The sequence below is a fragment of the Hymenobacter sp. CRA2 genome, from assembly GCF_002007105.1.
Taxonomy (GTDB): Bacteria; Bacteroidota; Bacteroidia; order Cytophagales; family Hymenobacteraceae; genus Solirubrum.
On record NZ_MVBC01000034.1, the window covers coordinates 2,079 to 5,309 of the forward strand.

Here is a 3,231-nt window from a genome sequence, read left to right on the forward strand (position 1 = left end):
AGGATGGCATCACACGAGCAAACGATAGACTCCTGATTACTCGGAGTCGACCGTTACGGAAGTAACGAAGGGCGCACGGGGGATGCCTAGGCTCTCAGAGGCGATGAAGGACGTGATAAGCTGCGATAAGGCGCGGGGATTGGCACATACAAGGTGATCCGCGCATTTCCGAATGGGGCAACCCACCACCTTGAAGAGGTGGTACTCGAGCCGCAAGGCCGAGGGCGAACCCGGGGAACTGAAACATCTAAGTACCCGGAGGAACAGAAAATAACATATGATTCCCCAAGTAGTGGCGAGCGAACGGGGAGGAGCCCAAACCGGGTTGGTTACGGCCAGCCCGGGGTTGTAGGGCCACAACATAGGACCGCTATCGGGTAGCTGAATGACGTGGGAAAGTCAACCAAAGACGGTGAGAGTCCGGTAAGCGACATTTGATAGGGCCTTAGTGGAACCCTGAGTAAGGCGGGGCCAGTGAAACCCCGTCTGAATCCGCCGGTACCATCCGGCAAGGCTACATACTCCTGAGAGACCGATAGTGAACCAGTACCGTGAGGGAAAGGTGAAAAGAACCCTGGATAAGGGAGTGAAAAGAACCTGAAACCGTGCGCTTACAAGCGGTCGGAGCTACTTGGTGTAGTGACGGCGTGCCTTTTGCATAATGAGCCTACGAGTTACTCCTCTCTGGCAAGGTTAAGGTTGTAGACAACCGGAGCCGCAGCGAAAGCGAGTCTGAACAGGGCGCAGAGTCAGAGGGGGTAGACGCGAAACTTTGTGATCTACCCATGAGCAGGATGAAGGTTGGGTAAAACCAACTGGAGGTCCGAACCAGTTTCCGTTGAAAAGGATTTGGATGACTTGTGGGTAGGGGTGAAAGGCCAATCAAACTGAGAAATAGCTCGTACTCCCCGAAATGTATTGAGGTACAGCGTCGCGGTTGAGTCAAGCGCAGGTAGAGCTACCGATTGGACTAGGGGGTGTCACAGCCTACCGAATCCAGACGAACTCCGAATGGCGCCTTGATATACGCGGCAGTGAGGCGCGGGGTGCTAAGGTCCCGCGCCGAGAGGGAAAGAACCCAGACCATCCGCTAAGGTCCCTAAATCCGGGCTAAGTTGAACAAAGGAGGTCCAGTTGCCTTGACAGCCAGGATGTTGGCTTGGAAGCAGCCATTCATTTAAAGAGTGCGTAACAGCTCACTGGTCGAGCGACAGGGCATCGATAATACGCGGGCATCAAGTCCGGTACCGAAGCGATGGGTTGTGCGTATGCACAGCGGTAGGGGAGCATTCCAGCAGCGGTGAAGGTATGACCGGGAGGCGTACTGGAGCGGCTGGAAAAGCAAATGTAGGCATGAGTAACGATAATGGGGGTGCGAAACCCCCACGCCGATAGACTAAGGTTTCCTGCTCAACGCTAATCGGAGCAGGGTTAGTCGGGACCTAAGGCTAAGCTGACAAGCGACGACCGATGGCCAGCTGGTTGATATTCCAGCACTCGTCTAGTAGAGTGATGCGGTGACGGAGAAGTGAAAGATGCGCGGGCGGACGGAAGTGCCCGTTGAAGCGCGTAGGTATTGGACTGGTAGTAAAGTACGCCGGTCTAGCTGAAACGTGATAGTAGTCCAACGCCTTCGGGCGGCGGACATAGTCATCCTAATCAGACTCCCAAGAAAACCCGCTAAGCGTTTACTGCTAGACGACCCGTACCGCAAACCGACACAGGTAGTCAAGGAGAGCATCCTGAGGCGCTCGAGTGAATCACGGCCAAGGAACTCGGCAAAATGGTCCTGTAACTTCGGGAGAAGGGACGCTTCCTTGCAGCAATGCAAGAAGCCGCAGTGAAAAGGCCCAGGCGACTGTTTAACAAAAACACATGGCTTTGCGAACTCGCAAGAGGAAGTATAAGGCCTGACACCTGCCCGGTGCCGGAAGGTTAAGAGGGGAACTTAGCGCAAGCGAAGGTTTGAATCGAAGCCCCGGTAAACGGCGGCCGTAACTATAACGGTCCTAAGGTAGCGAAATTCCTTGTCGGGTAAGTTCCGACCTGCACGAATGGTGTAACGATCTGGGCGCTGTCTCAGCCGTGAGCTCGGTGAAATTGTAGTCTCGGTGAAGATGCCGAGTACCCGCCACGGGACGGAAAGACCCCGTGCACCTTTACTACAGCTTGACATTGACTCTGGGCACCGCATGTGTAGCATAGGTGGGAGGCGTTGAGCCGGGGCCGCTAGGTCTCGGGGAGCCGACGTTGAAATACCACCCTTGCGTTGCTTGGAGCCTAATCTCTAACCGGGAAACAGTGTCTGGTGGGTAGTTTGACTGGGGTGGTCGCCTCCAAAAGTGTATCGGAGGCTTTCAAAGGTCCGCTCAATCCGCTTGGTAACCGGATGCAGAGCGCAATAGCAGAAGCGGGCTTGACTGTGAGGCTGACACGCCGAGCAGGGTCGAAAGACGGATATAGTGATCCGGTGGTTCCGCATGGAAGGGCCATCGCTCAAAGGATAAAAGGTACGCCGGGGATAACAGGCTGATCTCCCCCAAGAGCTCATATCGACGGGGAGGTTTGGCACCTCGATGTCGGCTCGTCACGTCCTGGGGCTGGAGAAGGTCCCAAGGGTTCGGCTGTTCGCCGATTAAAGTGGCACGCGAGCTGGGTTCAGAACGTCGTGAGACAGTTCGGTCCCTATCTGTGGCGGGCGTTGGAATGTTGACAGGACCTGACCTTAGTACGAGAGGACCGGGTTGGACCAGCCGCTGGTGTACCAGTTGTGCCGCCAGGTGCAGCGCTGGGTAGCTACGCTGGGTCGAGATAAGCGCTGAAAGCATCTAAGTGCGAAACTCACCTGAAGATGAGCATTCCGTTAATAAGGTCCGTGAAAGATCATCACGTTGATAGGCTGCAGGTCTAAACGCAGAAATGCGCAGCTGAGCAGTACTAATGAACCGAACGCTTCCGAATTTACCCTCGTGTAACAACTTCTGTTTGTTTGCTGGCCGTGCGTCAAACCTTCACGGCTCCCGCCGCTGCACCAGCCGGGATGTCCGCTACGACAATGGTGGCTTTAGCCCGGGTGTTCACCTCTTCCCATTCCGAACAGAGTCGTTAAGCCCCGGAGCGCCCATGGTACTGCCTTCGCCGGCGGGAGAGTCGGTCGCCGCCAACCTTGTCCCTCGCTTCGCCCCCTCGCGGTTCGCCCGCCGAGGGGGCGTCGCTGTTTCTACCCCCCCC

At 56.0% G+C, this 3,231-nt stretch carries 2 rRNA genes; both read left to right on the top strand.

The features are described 5' to 3' along the window. The first annotated feature begins 54 nt into the window (after positions 1-54). Positions 55-2,962 (top strand): 23S ribosomal RNA (locus B0919_RS24440). Between the two features lie 92 nt (positions 2,963-3,054). Continuing rightward, a 5S ribosomal RNA gene (gene rrf / locus B0919_RS24445) occupies positions 3,055-3,166 on the top strand. Positions 3,167-3,231 lie beyond the last annotated feature (65 nt).